The organism is Paraburkholderia sp. BR13444 (assembly GCF_040948755.1).
Classification (GTDB): Bacteria; Pseudomonadota; Gammaproteobacteria; order Burkholderiales; family Burkholderiaceae; genus Paraburkholderia; species Paraburkholderia youngii.
The window spans coordinates 319,531-335,789 of the sequence record NZ_JBFPKM010000008.1 but is presented as its reverse complement, the minus strand read 5'-3'; the positions used below and the strand labels follow the sequence as shown (position 1 = coordinate 335,789).

Genomic DNA, 16,259 nt, shown 5'->3' with positions numbered 1-16,259 from the left:
GCTTGCACTCAGGCTTTCAGATATTGCTCGCGCGCGCCGAGCCAGCGCGCCAGATGCTGGATGACCACGTCCGGATACTGGTCCAGCAGCGTCGCGGCGGCTTCGCGCGCGGGCTCGATCAGGTGCTGATCGTTTTGCAGGTCGGCGAAACGCAGCATCGCCGCGCCCGACTGCCGCGCGCCGAGGAACTCGCCCGGTCCGCGGATTTCGAGGTCGCGGCGGGCGATCTCGAAGCCGTCGGTGGTTTCGCGCATCGTTTGCAGGCGCGCGCGAGCGGTCATCGACAGCGGTCCGGTGTACAGCAGCACGCAGACCGACGCGGCGCTGCCGCGCCCCACCCGTCCGCGCAGCTGATGCAGCTGCGCGAGACCGAAACGCTCCGCGTGCTCGATCACCATCAACGACGCGTTCGGCACGTCGACGCCCACCTCGATCACCGTGGTCGCGACCAGCAGCTGGATCTCGTTGCGCGAGAACGCGTCCATCACCGTGGCCTTTTCGGCGGGCGCGAGGCGCCCGTGCACGAGGCCGACCCTCAGCTCGGGCAGCGCGGCCACGAGCGTCTCGTAGGTCTCGACCGCGGTTTGCAGCTGCAGCGTCTCGCTTTCCTCGATCAGCGGACACACCCAGTACACCTGGCGCCCCGTCAGCGCCGCCTCGCGCACGCGGCCGATCACCTCTTCGCGGCGCGCGTCGGACACGAGCTTCGTGAGGATCGGGGTGCGGCCCGGCGGCAGTTCGTCGATCGTGGAGACGTCGAGGTCCGCGTAGTAGGTCATCGCGAGCGTGCGCGGAATCGGCGTCGCGGACATCATCAATTGATGCGGCTGGAAGTCGGACGCGCCATCGGCGGCGCCCCGCGCCTTCGCGCGCAGCGCGAGCCGTTGCGCGACGCCGAAGCGATGCTGCTCGTCGACGATCACGAGCCCGAGGCGCGCGAAGTCGACCGCGTCCTGGATGATCGCGTGCGTGCCGATCACCAGCTGCGCGGTGCCGAGCGCGGCCGCTTCGATCGCGGCGCGCTTCTCCTTCGTCTTCAGACTGCCCGCGAGCCACGCGACGTTCACGCCGAGAGGTTCGAGCCAGCCGCGCAACTTGCGCGCGTGCTGCTCGGCGAGGATTTCGGTCGGCGCCATCAGCGCGGCCTGGTAGCCGGCGTCGATCGCCTGCGCGGCGGCGAGCGCCGCGACGATCGTCTTGCCACTGCCGACGTCGCCCTGCAACAGGCGCTGCATCGGATGCGGCTGCGTCAGATCGAGCGCGATCTCGCCGCCGACGCGCTGCTGCGCGGCCGTCAGCGAAAACGGCAGCGCCTTCAACAGACGCGCGACCAGCGCGGATTCGTCGCCGAGCTTGCGGCGCGGCATCGCCGGCGCGGCGCGGTTGCGCCGCTCGTCGTGCGCGCGCTTGAGCGACATCTGCTGCGCGAGCAGCTCCTCGAACTTGATGCGCACCCACGCTGGATGCGTGCCGTCGATCAGCGCCGTTTCGTCCGACTGCGCGCCCGGATGATGCAGCGTGCGCACCGCGTCCATCAGCGCCGGTACGCCGAGCGGTTCGAGAAACGCGCGTGCGACCGGCGCGGGCAGCAGCTCCGGCAGCGAGGTGCGCGCGAGCGCGTTGTCGATCGCCTTGCGCAGATACGCCTGCGATACGCCCGCGGTGCTCGGATAGACCGGCGTCAGCGCCTGTGGCAGCGGCGTGTCTTCATCGACGACGCGCACGGTCGGATGCACCATCTCCATGCCGAAGAAGCCGCCGCGCACGTCGCCGCGCACGCGCAGGCGCGCGCCGGGCGCCATCTGCTTGACCTGCGAGCCGTAGAAATTCAGAAAGCGCAGCACCAGCTCATCGCCGTCGGCGTCGCGCAGCTTCACGAGCAGTTGCCGGCGCGGGCGATAGGCGATCTCGTTGTCGAATACGACGCCTTCGGTTTGCGCGATGCCGCCGGGCAGCAGGTGACCGATCGGCGTCAGCGAGGTTTCGTCTTCGTAGCGCATCGGCAGATGCAGCACGAGGTCGATGTCGCGTGTGAGGCCGAGTTTGGCGAGCTTGTCGGCGGTTTTGACGGGGGCTTTGGCTGCACGTTTGGCGGCGGCCTTCGCCGTGGCTCTGGTTTTGGCGGCGGGCTTGTCGCCGCTGGCCGGGTCGCTGTCGCGCCCGGCATCACGGCCTGCGGCGATCATGCCGCCTTGCGCGCCACCTTCTGCCGCCTCCCGTTCCCCCGCCTCCGCCCGCGCACCGCGGCGGCGCGGCGCGGCGCCCGCTTCGAGGGTGGCAACGGACGATCGGCGGTCGGACAAAGGCATGGGCTGCTTCGCAAGTACAATATCGGCTGCTGTCGAAAAAAACGTGCCGCTCTGCGCGCATTCAGCGTGGGCAAGATGCGGCTCAACGCGCACGCGGGCCGCTTCGGCGTCCCGCCATCATAGCCGCCCGGCTCCGGCTTCGGCTCAATTCAGTCCCAAATCAGTACCAATCCGCTTCCAGTCGTTCGCATGTTTACGCTTTCCGATTTCGATTTCGATCTGCCGCCCGAGCTGATCGCGCAAGTCGCGCTGCCCGAGCGCAGCGCAAGCCGTCTGCTCGACGTGGACGCCGCGGGCGCCGCCGACGGCGCCGCGCGCCTGATCGACCGCCGCTTTACCGAATTGCCCGAGTGCCTCGCGCCGGGCGATCTGCTGGTCTTCAACGATACCAAAGTGCTGAAGGCGCGCTTCTTCGGCCAGAAGGCGAGCGGCGGCAAGATCGAAGTGCTGGTCGAGCGCCTGACCGGCGAGCGCAGCGCGCTTGCGCAGATCCGCGCGAGCAAGAGCCCGCAGGCGGGCACGACGATCCGTCTCGCCGATGCGTTCGACGTCACCGTCGGCGAGCGCGTCGATCAGTTCTACACGCTGCATTTCCCCGACGACTGCCTGACGCTGATCGAGCAATACGGCCGTCTGCCGCTGCCGCCGTACATCGAGCACGATCCCGACGCGACCGACGAAACCCGCTATCAGACCGTATTCGCGCAGAACCCGGGCGCGGTCGCCGCGCCGACCGCCGGCCTGCACTTCGACGACGCGCTGCTCGCGAGGCTCGACGCCTTCGGCATCGAACGCGCGACGCTGACGCTGCACGTCGGCGCTGGCACATTCCAGCCGGTGCGGGTCGAAAACATCGCCGAGCACAAGATGCACAGCGAGTGGTATCACCTGCCGCAAGAGCTGGCGGACAGGATCGCTGCGACCAAAGCGCGCGGCAACCGCGTGATCGCGGTCGGCACCACGTCGATGCGCGCGCTCGAAGCCGCCGCGCGCGACGCCGAAGCGGCCGGCCATGCGCTCGCCGCGGCGAGCGCGGAAACCGACATCTTCATCACGCCGGGCTACCGCTTCCGCGTGGTCGACCGGCTGGTCACGAACTTCCATTTGCCGAAGTCGACGCTGCTGATGCTGGTGTCGGCGTTCGCGGGCGTCGAGACGATTCGCGCCGCGTATCGTCATGCGATCGACGAGCGTTATCGCTTTTTCAGCTACGGTGACGCGATGCTGCTGACGCGGCGCGATGCCTGAGCCGGTTCCAGCACTGCTTCAGCGTATTGGCAGTTTTCCTAGCCGCCGCGATCCTTCGTGGCGGTTTTCATTGATTGCGCCGGACTGTTTTCCGGTAGCACAGGAGTGATCCCCATGACCCTTGGTCATCCCTCGCAGCATCCTGCCCACGAGCGTCCGGAGAATGGCCTCAAATTCGAACTGCTCGGCACCGACGGCCTCGCGCGCCGCGGCCGCGTCACGCTCAACCACGGCGTGGTCGAGACGCCCATCTTCATGCCGGTCGGCACCTACGGCACGGTGAAGGCAGTCCAGCCGCGCGAGCTCGACGAAATGCACGCGCAGATCATCCTCGGCAATACGTTTCATCTGTGGCTGCGCCCCGGCCTCGAAACCATCGAGGCGCACGGCGGCCTGCACGGCTTCATGGGCTGGAAGAAGCCGATCCTGACCGACTCGGGCGGATTCCAGGTGTTCTCGCTCGGCGATCTGCGCAAGATCACCGAGGACGGCGTCACGTTCGCGTCGCCGATCAACGGCGACCGGCTGTTCCTGTCGCCGGAAGTGTCGATGCAGATCCAGAAGGTGCTGAACTCGGACATCGTGATGCAGTTCGACGAATGCACGCCGTACGCGACCAACAACATCCCGACCTCGCACAAGGAAGCCGCTGAATCGATGCGCATGTCGATGCGCTGGGCCCAGCGCTCGATCGACGAATTCCAGCGCCTCGGCAATCCGAATGCCCTCTTCGGCATCGTGCAGGGCGGCATGTTCGAGGACTTGCGCGATGAGTCGCTCGCCGGTCTCGCCGAGAAGAACTTCCACGGCCTCGCGATCGGCGGTCTGTCGGTCGGCGAGCCGAAGGAAGACATGATGAGGGTCCTGAACCATATCGGCCCGAAGCTGCCGGCCAACAAGCCGCACTACCTGATGGGCGTCGGCACGCCGGAAGACCTGGTGGCCGGGGTCGCGGCCGGCGTCGACATGTTCGACTGCGTGATGCCGACGCGCAACGCGCGCAACGGCTGGCTTTTCACGCGCTTCGGCGACCTCAAGATCCGCAACGCGACGCACAAGAACTCGCTGCGCCCGCTCGACGAGCAATGCGGCTGCTACACCTGCCGCAACTTCACGCGCGGCTATCTGCACCACCTGCATCGCGTCGGCGAAATCCTCGGCGCGCAGCTGAACACGATCCACAACCTGCACTACTACCTCGAACTGATGCAGGAAATGCGCGATGCGATCGAGGCGAAGCTGTTCGACGCGTTCCGCAAGCGCTTCCACGAAGACCGGGCGCGCGGCGTCGAACCGTCGTCCTGACGGCCCGGTAGGCGAATGCCGCTGAAGACTGCCCATGCCGCACGCGGACAACTTACAATTTGCTTTCGCTGAGCGCTGAATTTGCCCCGCATCGGACCTTTAAACGGTTGATCGCAAAGCCGATTCGCCGTGCCGGCGTGCGTGTGGCCGGTGGTAGAATAATCGGCTGATTTTTTGTTCGTTTGTTTGACCAATAACGGAGAGACCAACGTGTCGTTCATTTCCAATGCCTTCGCCCAAGGCGCTGCAGCAGGTGGTGTCGAATCGAACCTGATGAGCTTCCTGCCGCTGATCCTGATGTTCGGCGTGCTGTACTTCATCATGATTCGCCCGCAAATGAAGCGTCAGAAGGAACATCGCAACATGCTCGCAGCGATGGCCAAGGGCGATGAAGTCGTGACGAACGGCGGTATCGTCGGCAAGGTGACGAAGGTGGGCGAAGCCTACGTCGGCATCGAAATCTCGGAAGGCACGGAAATTACCGTGCAGAAGGCGTCGGTCACGACAATTCTCCCGAAGGGCACGATCAAGTCGCTGTAAGGCCTGCACTCCTCGCGTCCGGCGCGGCCTCGCGGTCGATTCAAGCACTGTCGCTGAATTTATCGCGCTCATCGCCGGACGCATCGCATCCAAGCCAACCTTCCCGTTGGACCACTCATGAATCGCTACCCCCTCTGGAAATACGCCGTGATGCTGGTGGCTCTGGTCATCGGCCTCGTGTACACGCTGCCCAATCTGTACGGCGAAGCGCCGGCGGTGCAGGTGTCGAGCGGCAAGGCCACGGTCAGGCTCGACGCCACCACGCTGGCGTCGGTCGAAGCCGCGCTCGCGGGCAATCAGATCAAGCCGACCGCGGTCACGTTCGACAACTCGCAGACCAACGCGAACATCCGCGTGCGCCTGACGGACACGGACACGCAGCTGCGCGTCAAAGACCTGCTGCAGAAGTCGCTCAATAGCGATCCGAACGATCCGCAATACATCGTCGCACTGAACCTGCAAAGCGCGTCGCCGACCTGGATGACCGCGCTGCGCGCACTGCCGATGTACCTCGGTCTGGACCTGCGCGGCGGCGTGCACTTCCTGCTGCAGGTCGACATGGCCGGCGCACTGAACAAAAAGCTCGATTCTGACGCCTCGGACGTGCGCACGCTGCTGCGCGACAACAACGTCCGCGACGGCGGCGTGAATCGCGTGAACCAGTCGGTGGTGGTGAATCTGGCCGATCAGGCCACGGCGGACGCGGCACTCAAGCTGCTCGGCCGCGGCGTCAGCGAACTTCAGTGGACCTCGCAGCCGAACACCGGCGCGGACGGCGGCGTGCAGCTGGTCGGTACCTTCACGCCGGCCGTGCAGCGAGCGGTTCAGGACGCTGCGCTCAAGCAGAACATCACGACGCTGCATAACCGCGTGAACGAACTCGGCGTGGCCGAGCCGGTGATCCAGCAGCAGGGCGCGGACCGCATCGTGGTCGAGCTGCCGGGCGTGCAGGACACCGCGAAGGCGAAGGACATCATCGGCCGCACGGCGACGCTCGAAGCGCGCCTCGCCGACCCGGTCAACACGCATCCGAATCCGAACGACCCGGTGCCGCCGGGCGACGAACTCTTCACGCAAGGCAACCAGGTGCCGGTGCTGCTGCGCAAGCAGGTGATCTTCACCGGCGACCGCATCATCGACGCATCGGCGGGCTTCGACGAGCATCAGCGCCCGTCGGTCAACATCCGTCTCGACTCGGCCGGCGGCCGCGCGGTGCGCGCGGTGTCGCGCGACAACATCGGCAAGCCGATGGCGATGGTGCTGTTCGAGCGCGGCAAGGGCGAAGTGCTGACGGTCGCGACCATCCAGTCGGAACTGGGCGACCGCTTCCAGATCACCGGCCAGCCGACCCCGCAAGCGGCCGCCGACCTCGCGCTGCTGCTGCGCGCCGGTTCGCTCGCCGCGCCGATGGAAATCATCGAGGAACGCACGATCGGCCCGAGCCTCGGCGCCGACAACATCAAGAAGGGCTTCCACTCGGTCGTGTGGGGCTTCGCGGCGATCGCCGTGTTCACGATCGCGTACTACATGCTGTTCGGCGTGATCTCGATGATCGGCCTGTCCGTGAACCTGCTGCTGCTGGTGGCGGTGCTGTCGATGCTGCAGGCCACGCTCACGCTGCCGGGTATCGCCGCTATCGCGCTCGCGCTCGGTATGGCGATCGACGCGAACGTGCTGATCAACGAGCGCGTGCGTGAAGAACTGCGCAACGGCGCGCCGCCGCAACTGGCCATCCAGAACGGCTACGCGCACGCATGGGCGACGATTCTCGACTCGAACGTCACCACGCTGATCGCCGGCCTCGCGCTGCTCGCGTTCGGCTCGGGTCCGGTGCGCGGTTTCGCGATCGTCCACTGTATCGGCATTCTGACGTCGATGTTCTCGGCGGTGTTCTTCTCGCGCGGTCTCGTCAACTTCTGGTACGGCGGCAAGAAGAAGCTGAAGTCGCTGTCGATCGGCCAGGTGTGGCGTCCGCAAGCGGCAGTCGCCGGCTCGGCTGCTTACGCTGGCGGCCTCGGCAGCAGCGACGCCGCGACCGACACCGCGCAGGCCATCGCCACGGCGAAGGCGAGCGCGAAGGCAAGCTCGAAGGCACCGGCCGCAGCCGGCGCGCAGGGTCGCACGAAGCCGACCGTGCGCCGCCGCAATGCGCCGGGCACGCCGACGTCGAATGGCTCGACGCCGCAGAAACCGGGTTCATCCCGCTGAGTCCCGGAGAACAAGACCATGGAATTTTTCCGTTTCCGCAAAGACATCCCGTTCATGCAGCGCGCGTTGATCTTCAACGCGATCTCGCTGATCACTTTCCTCGCCGCCGTGTTCTTCCTCGTGCATCGCGGGCTGCATCTGTCGGTGGAATTCACCGGCGGTACCGTGATCGAGGTTCAGTATCCGGGCGCGGTGCCGCTCGACCCGGTGCGTGCCACGCTCGGCAAGCTCGGCTATGCCGACGCGCAGGTGCAGAACTTCGGCACCGCGCGCGACGTGCTGATCCGTCTGCCGCTGAAGCCGGGCCTCACGTCCGCACAGCAGAGCGAGCAGGTGATGAGCGCGCTGAAGGCCGATACGCCCGAGGTGCAGTTGCAGCGCGTCGAGTTCGTCGGTCCGCAGGTCGGCAAGGAACTCGCTACCGACGGTCTGCTCGCGCTCGCGTGCGTGGTGGTCGGTATCGTCATCTATCTGTCGTTCCGCTTCGAATGGAAGTACGCGGTCGCCGGCGTGATCGCGAACTTGCACGACGTCGTGATCATTCTCGGCTTCTTCGCGTTCTTCCAGTGGGAGTTCTCGCTGTCGGTGCTGGCCGCGGTGCTCGCGGTGCTCGGCTATTCGGTCAACGAGTCGGTGGTTATCTTCGACCGGATTCGCGAAACCTTCCGCCGCGAACGCAAGATGAGCGTGATCGAAGTGATCAACCACGCAATCACCAGCACGATGTCGCGTACCATCATCACGCACGGCTGTACGCAGATGATGGTGCTGTCGATGTTCCTGTTCGGCGGGCCGACGCTGCACTACTTCGCGCTCGCGCTGACGGTCGGTATTCTGTTCGGTATCTACTCGTCGGTATTCGTCGCCGCGGCGCTCGCGATGTGGCTCGGCGTCAAGCGCGAAGACCTGATCAAGGAAAAGAAAGAAAGCCACAATCCGGACGATCCGAACGCTGGCGCGCAGGTTTGATGCACACGTAGTCGCTGAGGATTGCGCGAATAAAAAAGGCCGGTTCTGTCGAATCGGCCTTTTGCGTTTACGCCGTGCGCGGTCGCTACCGCCTCGAACTTAGCGAAACCCCAGCTTGCGCCGCGCGCCAATCAGCGCTGCGATGCTCAGCAGCGCGGCAAACATCATGTAGTAGCTCGGCGCCGCCTTCGAACCGGTCACGCTGATCAGCCACGCGATGATGAACGGCCCAAAGCCGCCGAAAATCGTCACCGCGATGTTATACGCGAGCGACATGCCGGTCGTGCGCGTCTGCACCGGGAAGATCTCCGACAATAGGCCCGGCGTCGCGCCGAAGTAGCCGCTGACGAGAAAGCCGAACACGATCTGCCACACGATCAGCGTGCCGAAACTCGGATGCGCGATCAGGAACGCGAACGCCGGATAGACGAGCACGAACAGCAGCACGGCCGCGCCGAGCATGATGCGCGTGCGTCCATGCAGATCCGACCAATGCCCGGCCACCGGCGAGAACACCATCTGGATCAGCCCCGTCACCGCGATCGCCGCGAACGCGACCGACGGCGCGAGCCCCAGTTGCCGCACGCCATAAGTCGGCATGAACAGCATCAGATAGGAGGACACCGTCCCGAGGATCACCACGCCCATCGCGATCACGAGCCGCAGCTTCTGCGTCGCGAACGTGTCGCGCAGCGGCGTCTGCGTCGTTTGGGCGGCGAGGAATTCGGGCGTCTCGTCGAGCCTCGCGCGGATGTAGAACGCGACCGGCCCGATCAGCAGACCGAAGAAGAACGGCACGCGCCAGCCCCACGACGTCATCTGCTCCGGCGACAAACCGCCCGTCAGCAACGCGCCGAAGCCGGCCGCAAGCAGCGTCGTCAGGCCCTGGCTCGCCATCTGCCAACTCGCGTAGAAGCCGCGCCGCCCCGGCACGTGCTCGGCGAGAAACGCGGTTGCGCTGCCGAACTCGCCGCCGGCCGAGAATCCTTGCATCAGCCGCGCGAGCACGAGGATCAGCGGCGCGGCGAGACCGATGCTCTGATAGGTCGGCAGAATCGCGATGATCAGCGTGCCGCTCATCATCAGCAGGATGGAAAGCGTGAGCGCCGCCTTGCGCCCGGCGCGGTCCGAGTAGGCGCCGATCACGATCGCGCCGAGCGGCCGCATGAAAAACGACACGCCGAAGGTGCCGAGCGTCAGCAGCAGCGACACGGTGTCGTTGCCGGCCGGAAAAAACAGCTTGGAGATGGTTACGGCGAAAAAGCCGTAGACCACGAGGTCGAACCATTCGAGCGCGTTGCCGATCGAGGCGGCCGCCACCGCGCGCCACGAATTCTGCCGGCTTCCCGCGACGCTTGCTGCTGTCGTTGCATTCATCCAGATCTCCTGTGCTGCGCGAAATATTTATTCGAAGCAACGCATGACGTCCGCGTTGACCATCCCGGCAACGCGCACCACCGGCATGACTGCGTGCGCTCTATTTAACTGAAAAAATAAAGGTGAAGCGAGCGACAAATGCCCGATGCGAGCCGATATGCGCCAAGCATGGCCGCGTCGTTCGCTACGGGCGATAAAAAACCGCTTCGTCGGAGAACGACCGAAGCGGTTTTCGTGTGGCGGTGCAGCGCGAAGATGCCGTCGCGCTTACGGCTGCTTGATGCCTTCCGACTGGATATGCAGGCGTGTCTGCATGCTGAAGCCGTACTTCGCGCCGAAGTCCATGCCGTAATCGGCGCGATTGAATTCGGTGCTCGCCTCGACGCCGCACACTTCGCGCTTGAGCACCGGATGCTGCATGCACTTGAACGAATCGACCTTCAGATTCACCGGCTTCGTGATGCCGCGAATCGTCAGATTGCCGATCACCTCGACCGGCTTGTCGCCGTCGAACTTAATCTCGGTGCCCTTGTAGGTCACGGTCGGATACTTCGCGACGTCGAAGAACTCGTCGGATTTCAGGTGATCGTCGAGTTTCGGGTTGCCGGTCTGCACCGAAGCGGGATCGACGCTCACGTCGAGAGTGCCGGTCTTCGCCGCGCGATCGAGCGTGACCGTGCCCGTGGTCTTCGTGAATTTGCCGCGCCAGATCGACAGACCGCCGAAGTGGTCGGCCTCGAAGCTGGGAAACGTATGCATCGGATCAAGCATATAGGTATCGGCGGCGAAGGCGCCGAGCGACAGCGACGAAGCCAGCGCGCCAACAGCGATCAACATGGACGTTTTCAATTCGTGCTCCTGTTTTGCGTTGAAAATCGCGGTGCAACCTGCGGTGGGAAAACGGCCGCGCCCCACGTGGCGCGGCGCACATCGCGAACGCCGCGCGCGTTACTTGTGCGCGGCGACGATATGAAACTTGATTACGACCTCGTCGGCGACGACCGACGTGTCCTTCCATTCGCCGGTGCCGACGTCGAACTGCGAGCGCTTGATCGGCAGCGCGCCGTCGAAAGTCTGCGTTGCGCCCTGCTGGCTCACCGTGGCCGGCACCACGACCGTCTGCGACTTCCCCTTGATGGTCAGCTTGCCGGTCACCTTGAACTGATTGCCGCCGGCCGGCGCGATCTCGCTCGACACGAACGTCGCGCGCGGAAAAGTCTTCGCGTCGAACCATTCCTTGCCCCGCACCTGCTCGTTGTAGCTCTCGTCGCCGAGATCGAAGCTGGCGACGTCGATGTCGATCTGCGCGCTGCCGGCCGTCGGCTTCGCCGGATCGAAGCTGACCTGCGCGGTGAACTTGTTGAACTTGCCTTCGACCGGCACGTTCATCTGCTTCGAGGTGGCCGTCACCGAGCTCTTCGCGACGTCGACCTGCGCGAGCGCCGCGCCCGCGGCACTCAGCGACGCCGCCGCGAATGCGGCGAGCATGTAGCGATAAAACGAAACCTTCATGGTTGTCCTTATTTGAGGAAGGGGATCATGCGCGACAGCAGTCCGTCGCGATCGAGCCATTGATGCTTGAGCGCCGCCGCGACATGCAGCGCGACCAGCACGAGCAACGTGTAATTCAACGCGATATGCAGGTTCTTCAGCAGTTCCTTCAGGTGCGGGTCGGGCGCAATGATTCGCGGCAGCGGAATCAGCCCGAGGTAGACGACCGGCACGTTCGCCGCCGAGCTATACAGATAACCGGAGACCGGGATCACGATCATCAGCGCGTACAGCAGCAAATGCGTCAGATGCGCGGCGGCGCGCTGCCAGCTCGGCATACGGCGCGGCATCGGCGGTCCGGCATGGGTCGCGCGCCACAGGATGCGCACGATCGCGAGCGCGAACACGGTCACGCCGATCCATTTATGCCACGAGAAATAGCGCAGCTTGGTGGGCGTGAAGCCCGGGATGTCGGTCATCACCCAGCCGAGCGCAAAGCCGCAGACGATCAGCAATGCGATCAGCCAGTGAAACGCGATGGCGGTCCGCGTGTACGACTCCCGGGTACCGAACGATGGATTGAGTGTCATGACAGATCAACGCAGGCTGTTAGAAGTTAACGGCGCGCCGCGGCCGGCTATTCCGCGATCCCTGCCGCGCACCGGCACGGCGCGCGCCGCCGATGCGGCCGGCATCATCGCCAGAAAAGGCCGCTGGGGATGCCACGGGCGCCATGCTACCCCAAGCGCGCAAAGCTGGCTGCAGCGCATCGGCAGAACTGGGCCCGAATATTGCAGCGCAGCACGCCGGAGCGCGCCGCGCGCGCTTCGCGTCGGTCGCGAGGCCGCGTTTGGTACTATTGCTGCTCACTGCCGCCCCTTCCCTCGTAAAGAGCAGGCCTTGCACGCCGCCACTACGTCGTTAGCCCATCTGCCGCATGGAACATGAGAACCTGATCGCGTGCCACGAATGCGATACGCTGTTCCGCAAGCCACGGCTTGTCGGGCGCGTCGCCGCGCGTTGTCCGCGCTGCCGCGCGACGCTCTTTCGCGGCGTATCGCGCAAGCTCGACGCGATCTGCGCACTGACGCTCGCCGCGCTGATCACGTTCGTGATCGCGCAGGGCTTTCCGATCGTCGAACTCGAAACCAACGGCATCACCTCTCAGACTACGCTGTTCGGCGCGCTCGTCGCGCTGTGGGGCGAGGACATGGAGATCGTCGCCGTGATGGTGTTCTGCTCGACGATCCTCTTTCCGCTCACCGAACTCGTCGCGCTGCTGTACGTGCTGGTGCCGCTGCGCTCCGGCTACGTGCCCCCGCATTTCAATCGCGTGCTGCGCGCGATCCAGTTCGTGCGGCCGTGGGGCATGATCGAAGTGTTCATGCTCGGCGTGCTGATCACGATCGTGAAGATGGTCAGTCTCGCGCGCGTGATCCCCGAGGCGGCGCTGTTCGCGTTCGGCGCGCTGACGCTGATGTTCGCGGTCGTCGTCACGTTCGATCCGCGTGTGCTGTGGGATGTCGCCGACGAGATCGATGCGAGGCGCGATCGGCCGTTGCCGCGCACGTCGGCCGACAGCGCGGCGCTCGCGCTCGGCTCGCTCGCCGATCCGCCGGCGCCGTCCACGCGCGTCGCAGGCTCGACGGGTGGCAGCGCTGACGGTGCCGCCGGCAGCGCTCCGCCCGGCTTGCCGCCCGCGCCCCGCGAAGGATGAGCCCGCGATGAAATACGTCACCGCGAAACGCGCGGGCCTCGTGTCCTGTCACGCGTGCGGGCGGGTCGAACCGCGCATCCGCTCGATCACGCCGCAGCATTGCAGCCGCTGCGGCGCGCATCTGCACTCGCGCAACCCCGACAGCCTGATGCGCACGTGGGCGCTGCTGATCGCCGCGGCGCTGCTGTATATTCCGGCGAATCTGCTGCCGGTGATGCACACGTCATCGCTGCTCGGCTCCGAGGACGACACCATCATGAGCGGCGTCGTCTATTTCTGGACCTCGGGCGACTGGCCGCTCGCGGTGATCGTGTTCATCGCCAGCATCATGGTGCCGATGCTGAAGCTCTCGGTGCTCGTGCTGCTGACCATCACCGCACAGCGCCGCTCGCGCTGGCGTCCACAGCAGCGCACGACGCTGTACCGGATGGTCGAGCGCATCGGCCGCTGGTCGATGCTCGACGTGTTCGTCGTTACGCTGACCGTGGCGCTCGTGCGTTTCAAATCGCTGGCCGTGATCACGGCCGAGCCCGGCGCGATTGCGTTCGGCTCGGTCGTGATCCTGACGATGCTCGCCTCCATGCAATTCGATCCACGCCTCATCTGGGACCCCGTGGAAAGCAGTACCCCAACACCTCAGGATCTCGACCATGACTAGCCCGCAAGGACCGACGCCCGCTTCAGGTGACGCGCCGCGCAACGATTCGAACGGACCAACACTGCCGCCCCAACTGCCCGACCCCGACATCGAACCACGCAGCCGCTGGCTGCCATCGCTCGTCTGGGTGATTCCGCTGATCGCCGCGCTGATCGGCATCGCACTCGTGATCAGGTCGGTGACCGAGCGCGGGCCCGTGATCACGATCAGCTTCATCAGCGCGGAAGGGCTCGAGCCGGGCAAGACCCAGGTCAAGTACAAGGACGTCGCCATCGGTTCAGTGAAGACCATCACGCTGGCACCGAATCTGTCGCACGTGCTCGTGCAGGTGCAGCTCACCAAGGAAGGCGGCAAGTTCGCGGTCAAGGACTCGCGTTTCTGGGTGGTGCGTCCGCGCGTCGGCGCGAGCGGCGTATCGGGCCTGACCACGCTGCTGTCGGGCGCGTACATCGGCGCCGACGCGGGCCGCTCGAGCGACAGCGAGAGCGACTTCGTCGGCCTCGAAACGCCGCCGCCCATCACCGGCGACCAGAAAGGCCGGCAGTACACGCTGCACGGCGAGTCGCTCGGCTCGATCGACATCGGCTCGCCGATCTTCTATCGGCGCGTGCAGGTCGGCCAGGTGGTCGGCTTCTCGCTCGACAAGAGCGGCACCGGCGTGACGATGCAGGTGTTCGTGTCGGCGCCGTTCGACCAGTACGTTGGCACCAACACGCGCTGGTGGCATGCCAGCGGCGTCGATCTGCGGCTCGATTCGAGCGGCTTCAAGCTGAACACGCAGTCGCTCGCGACGGTGATCGTCGGCGGTCTGTCGTTCCAGTCGCCGACCGGCCAGAACATGGGCCCGCAGGCGCCGAACAACCAGACGTTCCGCCTCGCTTCGGACGAAGCCGACGCGATGCGGGAACCGGACGGCGTCCCGTTGCGTGTCGTGATGAACTTCAACCAGTCGCTGCGCGGGCTGTCGATCGGCGCGCCGGTCGACTTCCGCGGCATCGTGCTCGGCCAGGTGACCAATATCGGCATCGACTACGATCCGAAGACGCAGAGCTTCACGATGCCGGTCACGTTGAACCTGTACCCGGACCGACTCGGCAAGCGCTTCCGCGAGAGCGCGCCGCAGCCGGGCACGCTCGCCGGCGAGAACATGCTGCAGGAGCTCGTCAAGCACGGCCTGCGCGGCCAGTTGCGCACCGGCAACCTGATCACGAGCCAGCTATATGTGGCGCTCGATATCTTCCCGAAAGCGGCACCGGCCAAGGTCGACGTGACGAAGGACCCGCTCGAGCTGCCGACCATTCCGAACACGCTCGACGAATTGCAGCTGCAGGTCGCCGACATCGCGAAGAAGCTCGACAAGGTGCCGTTCGACCAGATCGGCGCGAACCTGAACACCGCGCTGAAGAACGCCGATCAGCTGTTCTCGCGTCTCGACAAGGAAGTCGTGCCGCAGGCGCGCGATACGCTGAGCGCCGCGAAGCAGACCTTCAATTCGGCCCAGGCAACTTTGCAGCAGGATTCGCCGATGCAGTCCGACGTCCATCAGGCGTTGCAGGAACTGACGCGCACCTTGCAGTCGCTGAATGCGCTGTCGGATTACCTCGAGCGTCATCCCGAATCGTTGTTGCGCGGTAAATCAGGAGACAAACCATGATGTTTGCCCGGCTCCCCCGTCCGCGGCGCGCGCTCGTGCGCGGTGCCGTACGCGGCGTCGTGTATGGCGCCGCACTGGCCGCGGCGCTCGCGATCGCGGCGTGCTCGTCGCCGTCGAGCCGTTTCTATACGCTGGGCGGCGCGGATAGCGCGGGCGCCGCCGCGCGCACGGGCGCCGCGCCCGCGTGGCTGATCGAAGTCGCGCCGGTCAACGTGCCACCGCAGGTGGCGAGAAACCAGCTGGTCGTGCAGACCGGGCCGACTCAGGTGCAGCTGCTCGAACAGGAACGCTGGGCCTCGCTGCCCGGCGATGAGATCCGCCGCGCGCTGTCGACGAATCTGACGCAGCAGCTCGGCACCATCGATACGTTCGGCACCGCGCACCCCGACGACGCGGCCGTCTACCGGATCGCGATGAACGTGCAGCGCTTCGAGTCGTGGCCCGGCTCGCATGCGTTGATCGATGCGGTGTGGAGCGTGCGGGCCGTGCGCAGCAATGCGGTGATGACGTGTCGCAGCGTGGTCAGCGAGACGGTCGGAGGCGGGTACGACGCGCTCGTCGACGGACATCGGCGCGCGCTCGCGCAAGTGTCGACGCAGATCGCGACGGGCGTGCGCGCGATGGCGGCAGCGGCCGCCACTACCACGAGCACGACGGGCCGGACTTCGTCTTCGTCCAGGCCGGCCGCGGCGCCGGTCGTGCCGCCCTGCCCTTCGGCGGGAACGGCCGCGGAAGCCGGCGCCTGACAGGCCCGGCGGCGCAACCAGCCCAACGGCGTCCGCA

General features: G+C 65.7%; 14 protein-coding genes. 9 read left to right on the top strand and 5 right to left on the bottom strand.

Going from position 1 to position 16,259, the window contains the following annotated elements; translation table 11 throughout:
* Positions 1–8 precede the first annotated feature (8 nt).
* Positions 9–2,309, bottom strand: coding sequence for an ATP-dependent DNA helicase RecG (gene recG, locus AB3X95_RS23775; RefSeq protein ID WP_176122475.1), 2,301 nt, complete (start codon positions 2,307–2,309; stop codon positions 9–11).
* A 189-nt stretch (positions 2,310–2,498) separates the two neighbouring features.
* On the opposite strand from recG, the gene queA reads away from it, so the two are divergent.
* From queA to secF, 5 genes are all read left to right on the top strand, one after another.
* Positions 2,499–3,557: a tRNA preQ1(34) S-adenosylmethionine ribosyltransferase-isomerase QueA gene (queA, locus tag AB3X95_RS23770; protein ID WP_184226006.1), complete on the top strand. Its 1,059-nt coding sequence runs from the start codon at positions 2,499–2,501 to the stop codon at positions 3,555–3,557.
* Positions 3,558–3,671: 114 nt separating this feature from the next.
* Positions 3,672–4,862, top strand: coding sequence for a tRNA guanosine(34) transglycosylase Tgt (tgt, locus tag AB3X95_RS23765; RefSeq protein WP_176122473.1), 1,191 nt, complete (start codon positions 3,672–3,674; stop codon positions 4,860–4,862).
* A gap of 210 nt (positions 4,863–5,072) precedes the next feature.
* Positions 5,073–5,402 carry a preprotein translocase subunit YajC gene (gene yajC / locus AB3X95_RS23760; protein ID WP_176109522.1) on the top strand — a complete coding sequence of 110 codons (330 nt, stop codon included), beginning with the start codon at positions 5,073–5,075 and terminating at the stop codon, positions 5,400–5,402.
* Between the two features lie 117 nt (positions 5,403–5,519).
* Positions 5,520–7,610 (top strand): protein translocase subunit SecD, encoded by a 2,091-nt coding sequence (gene secD / locus AB3X95_RS23755; RefSeq protein WP_368622685.1) that lies wholly within the window; start codon positions 5,520–5,522, stop codon positions 7,608–7,610.
* A gap of 18 nt (positions 7,611–7,628) precedes the next feature.
* Positions 7,629–8,579, top strand: a complete 951-nt coding sequence (secF, locus tag AB3X95_RS23750) for a protein translocase subunit SecF (protein ID WP_176367908.1) — start codon at positions 7,629–7,631, stop codon at positions 8,577–8,579.
* Positions 8,580–8,678: 99 nt separating this feature from the next.
* Here the strand turns inward: secF and AB3X95_RS23745 are convergent, their stop codons facing one another.
* The 4 genes from AB3X95_RS23745 to AB3X95_RS23730 form a co-directional block, all read right to left on the bottom strand.
* Positions 8,679–9,956, bottom strand: coding sequence for an MFS transporter (locus AB3X95_RS23745; protein WP_176122470.1), 1,278 nt, complete (start codon positions 9,954–9,956; stop codon positions 8,679–8,681).
* 267 nt (positions 9,957–10,223) lie between these two features.
* Positions 10,224–10,793 (bottom strand): YceI family protein, encoded by a 570-nt coding sequence (locus AB3X95_RS23740; protein ID WP_184226009.1) that lies wholly within the window; start codon positions 10,791–10,793, stop codon positions 10,224–10,226.
* Positions 10,794–10,904: 111 nt separating this feature from the next.
* Positions 10,905–11,468 (bottom strand): YceI family protein, encoded by a 564-nt coding sequence (locus AB3X95_RS23735; RefSeq protein ID WP_176379013.1) that lies wholly within the window; start codon positions 11,466–11,468, stop codon positions 10,905–10,907.
* A gap of 8 nt (positions 11,469–11,476) precedes the next feature.
* Positions 11,477–12,037 carry a cytochrome b gene (locus AB3X95_RS23730; RefSeq protein WP_176122467.1) on the bottom strand — a complete coding sequence of 187 codons (561 nt, stop codon included), beginning with the start codon at positions 12,035–12,037 and terminating at the stop codon, positions 11,477–11,479.
* Positions 12,038–12,384: 347 nt separating this feature from the next.
* Between AB3X95_RS23730 and AB3X95_RS23725 the strand changes: the two genes are divergently transcribed.
* The 4 genes from AB3X95_RS23725 to AB3X95_RS23710 are packed head-to-tail and all read left to right on the top strand — an operon-like array spanning position 12,385 to position 16,222.
* The gene (locus AB3X95_RS23725) at positions 12,385–13,164 is read left to right on the top strand and encodes a paraquat-inducible protein A (RefSeq protein ID WP_368622684.1); all 780 of its coding nucleotides are present in this window, start codon (positions 12,385–12,387) and stop codon (positions 13,162–13,164) included.
* 7 nt (positions 13,165–13,171) lie between these two features.
* Positions 13,172–13,822, top strand: coding sequence for a paraquat-inducible protein A (locus AB3X95_RS23720; RefSeq protein ID WP_176109530.1), 651 nt, complete (start codon positions 13,172–13,174; stop codon positions 13,820–13,822).
* Positions 13,815–15,476: an intermembrane transport protein PqiB gene (locus AB3X95_RS23715; RefSeq protein WP_368622683.1), complete on the top strand. Its 1,662-nt coding sequence runs from the start codon at positions 13,815–13,817 to the stop codon at positions 15,474–15,476. Before AB3X95_RS23720 ends, AB3X95_RS23715 begins: the two co-directional genes overlap by 8 nt.
* Positions 15,473–16,222, top strand: a complete 750-nt coding sequence (locus AB3X95_RS23710) for a PqiC family protein (protein WP_368588553.1) — start codon at positions 15,473–15,475, stop codon at positions 16,220–16,222. The genes AB3X95_RS23715 and AB3X95_RS23710 overlap by 4 nt, the downstream gene beginning before the upstream one ends.
* Positions 16,223–16,259: the final 37 nt, after the last annotated feature.

Bases quoted from the DNA above. Each gene is read 5' to 3' on its own strand.
- AB3X95_RS23710 (WP_368588553.1), top strand. From the start codon at position 15,473: ATGATGTTTGCCCGGCTCCCCCGTCCGCGGCGCGCGCTCGTGCGCGGT.
- recG (WP_176122475.1), bottom strand. From the start codon at position 2,309: ATGCCTTTGTCCGACCGCCGATCGTCCGTTGCCACCCTCGAAGCGGGC.
- AB3X95_RS23725 (WP_368622684.1), top strand. From the start codon at position 12,385: ATGGAACATGAGAACCTGATCGCGTGCCACGAATGCGATACGCTGTTC.
- AB3X95_RS23730 (WP_176122467.1), bottom strand. From the start codon at position 12,037: ATGACACTCAATCCATCGTTCGGTACCCGGGAGTCGTACACGCGGACC.
- secF (WP_176367908.1), top strand. From the start codon at position 7,629: ATGGAATTTTTCCGTTTCCGCAAAGACATCCCGTTCATGCAGCGCGCG.
- AB3X95_RS23715 (WP_368622683.1), top strand. From the start codon at position 13,815: ATGACTAGCCCGCAAGGACCGACGCCCGCTTCAGGTGACGCGCCGCGC.
- secD (WP_368622685.1), top strand. From the start codon at position 5,520: ATGAATCGCTACCCCCTCTGGAAATACGCCGTGATGCTGGTGGCTCTG.
- queA (WP_184226006.1), top strand. From the start codon at position 2,499: ATGTTTACGCTTTCCGATTTCGATTTCGATCTGCCGCCCGAGCTGATC.
- AB3X95_RS23735 (WP_176379013.1), bottom strand. From the start codon at position 11,468: ATGAAGGTTTCGTTTTATCGCTACATGCTCGCCGCATTCGCGGCGGCG.
- AB3X95_RS23745 (WP_176122470.1), bottom strand. From the start codon at position 9,956: ATGAATGCAACGACAGCAGCAAGCGTCGCGGGAAGCCGGCAGAATTCG.
- AB3X95_RS23740 (WP_184226009.1), bottom strand. From the start codon at position 10,793: ATGTTGATCGCTGTTGGCGCGCTGGCTTCGTCGCTGTCGCTCGGCGCC.
- AB3X95_RS23720 (WP_176109530.1), top strand. From the start codon at position 13,172: ATGAAATACGTCACCGCGAAACGCGCGGGCCTCGTGTCCTGTCACGCG.
- tgt (WP_176122473.1), top strand. From the start codon at position 3,672: ATGACCCTTGGTCATCCCTCGCAGCATCCTGCCCACGAGCGTCCGGAG.